Source organism: Rothia sp. HMSC072B04 (genome assembly GCF_001813725.1).
Lineage (GTDB): Bacteria > Actinomycetota > Actinomycetes > Actinomycetales > Micrococcaceae > Rothia > Rothia mucilaginosa.
In genome coordinates this window covers 58936-61774 of the sequence record NZ_KV813813.1, presented here as the reverse complement: position 1 = coordinate 61774, position 2839 = coordinate 58936, and the positions used below count along the sequence as shown (strand labels likewise).

1 protein-coding gene and 1 pseudogene are annotated in these 2839 nt (G+C 56.6%); both read right to left on the bottom strand.

Annotation, left to right across the window (positions count from 1 at the left end):
- A partial coding sequence (locus HMPREF2928_RS09165) for a gluconolactonase (protein WP_070688185.1) occupies positions 1–1677 on the bottom strand: 1677 nt, incomplete at its 3' end.
- Between the two features lie 315 nt (positions 1678–1992).
- A pseudogene (locus HMPREF2928_RS08110) lies at positions 1993–2839 on the bottom strand (gluconolactonase); the annotation flags it as partial.

The following is a 2839-nucleotide window of genomic DNA, read 5'->3' as shown; positions in this document are numbered from 1 at the left end:
CCAAATGTACGCAGCGTAGTTCGGGTCGTCAGTCTTCACATCCGGCCAGGGCGACGTCTCAGGCAGCTTCACCTCGGGCGCGCCAGCCTGAAGGTACAGAGCCACCGCCAGCTCACCGCGGGTAGCGCGTTCCTTGCGCTGCTCATCGGTCAGGCTAGGCTTCTTATCATCAGTGTTGGACGCATCAGAACCCTTAAAATTCAGGTCCTGAGAAGCCAGCAGAGTACCGCGGCCCTCGGGTGCCTTACCCACCACGGGAGCGACAAACTCGCCGTCCTCGTAACCGTTGTTACCCCATACCTCCACGACGTACTTCTTCGCCGGATCCAGAGTGCTCGCCTGGACCTTGACGCTACCGGACAGCTCACCGTTCACGAACTCAAAGGCTCGGTCGTGGTGGTTGTACTCAATAAGGTCACTGGTTGCCAGAACCGGGGTGTTCGAACCCTTCTCACGGATTACATACTGAACACCCTTGGGGGAAGCAATCTCACCGTAGAAGCCGGTACCCGAGAAGTAAATATCCTGATCTGCCGCGGTGTCACCCAGAGCCTTGTACTCCACCTTGGGAGCAAACTTCTCAGGGCGGTACGCCTGAGTCTGCACCGCAATACGTTGCACCACGTTCTTACCAGCCCACAGGTCCTTAACCGTCAGCTGGGGGTCGCCCTGCTTCTCAGCAACCAGGTCAACCTCGTAACGCACCTCGTAACGCGGGATACCGGGGAAGTAGTTGCGAGGCTCGTAGTAGTTCAGCAGCGCGCCCGGCTTGACGGTCAGCTGAGCATCCAGGGTGCCGTCCTCGGCAATGGTGAAGTCCTTACCCTCCTCAAAACGGAGCGGCGTACCATCAGCGGGCAGAAGGCTACCATCGGGAACGCCCTGAGAAGCGGCAATATAAACTGCTACGTTGCCGTGCTTCTCACGCCATTCCTTCGTGAAACCCGAACCCTTCACGTGAACGGCGCCGCCCTCGGAGGTGTACAGCAGCTGAGCCTTGCCGTCGTACAGAACCTCAAACGTCGGGGTAGACTCCTGAATAGGCTTAGCTCCCGGAACATCCGCAGCCTGCGAACCATCAGAACCATTAAAGTTCAGCGCCTGGGAAGCGAGCAGGGTACCGCGGCCCTCGGGAGCTTGACCCACGACGGGAGTGACAAGCTTATCGCTACCCTCGTAGCCGTTATTGCCCCACACCTCAACGGTGTACTGCTTAGCTGAATCCAGGGTGTTAGCGGGAATCTTAACGTTACCGTTGAGGAGCCCATGCTGGTACTGGGACGAATACTCGGGGTCGTTGTACTCGATGATGTCGCTGATAGCCAGGACGGGGGTGTTCGAGCCCTTCTCACGCACAACAATCTGAACACCCTTCGGGGAGTTAATATCACCCTTAAAACCCCAACCAGAGAAGTTCAGAACCTGATCGTTACCGGTATCCTTCAAAGCGTTGTAGCTCCAATGAGGAGCGAACTCATCAGAAGTAGCAACAGGATTCTCGCGGACGCGATGATCCGGCAGGGAACCAGCAACAGCCGCCGCAGGAGCATCCGCAACAACATTCTGAGCAATCGCAGGAGACATCGGCAGAACCATCGCGCCAGCCAACGCCAATGCACCGCAACCCCGTGCTGCACGGAAGAAGGACGAAGCCTTGAAATTCGGAAGAGCGGACATAATCATTCCTTATCGGTCGAACCCATCGCGCCGATGCAGTTTCTAAAAGGTGGTGAGGAATCTTCGTCGAATCTGCGCCAACCCAATGAGAAATGGTCGAATATCCCCGTCGATTCAGGGGACACTCTCACCCTAGCAAAGGGTTGAACAGATGTCAGGAACACTCAAGAGAGACTTGAAGGTTCTGAGGGTTTTCCCAGGTTGACCAGCCGCTAAGAACCCAGCATGCTGAACTTCGAAAAACAGAACCCCGTGCTCCCGAACAGAAAAACCATTCGGGAACACGGGGTTATTCAGAGGGCTATCTTAGCGAACCTAGAAAGCCATCATCAGAACCTCCAGCTCACCGCGAGTCACCGTATGCTTGGGGTCAAACGTGCCGCTGGTGCTCAGTGCAACCCTGTTCTGACCAGCCCACACAATCTCACGGAAGAACGCAGAATCCGGGGTCAGATCAGTGTACGAGTGCCAGTCATGATCAAGGGTAGGGGAACCCGCTGCACGGTAGGTGAATGCCGCAACCGTAGCGTTCGAGATGCTTGCCTCCGCGTGGAACTTACCGTCAGACCAGCCGAAAGTAATACCCTTCTGGCGAGCCCACACATAGGCGGCGTAGTTCGGGTCGGTGGTCTTCACATCCGGCCAGGGGGAGACTACCGGGAGGTTCACCTTGGGGCTACCAGCCTGAGCGTACAGAGCCGCCGTCAGCTCGCCGCGGGTAGCGCGTTCCTTACGCTGCTCATCAGTCAGGCTGGGCTGCTTACCCTCATCAGCGTCAGACCCCTTGAAGTTCAGGTCCTGAGAAGCCAACAGCTCACTGCGACCCTCAGGTGCCTTGCCCACCACAGGGCCGGCATTCTCGCCGTTCTTGTAGCCGTTGTTAGTCCAAACCTCCACCACGTACTTTTTCGCCGGATCCAGAGTATTCGCCGGAACCTTCACGACGCCGCGTACCTTGCCGTTCTTGAACTCAGAAATATGGCTAGGGTGGTTATATTCAAAAATGTCGCTCGTCCCCAGAACCGGGGTGTTTGAGCCCTTCTCACGAATCACATACTGAACACCCCTGGAGAAGTTAAACTGGCCGTAGAAGCCGGTACCCAAGAAGTAAATGTTCTGATCAGCGGTAGTATCACCCAGAGCCTTGTACTCCACCTTGGGA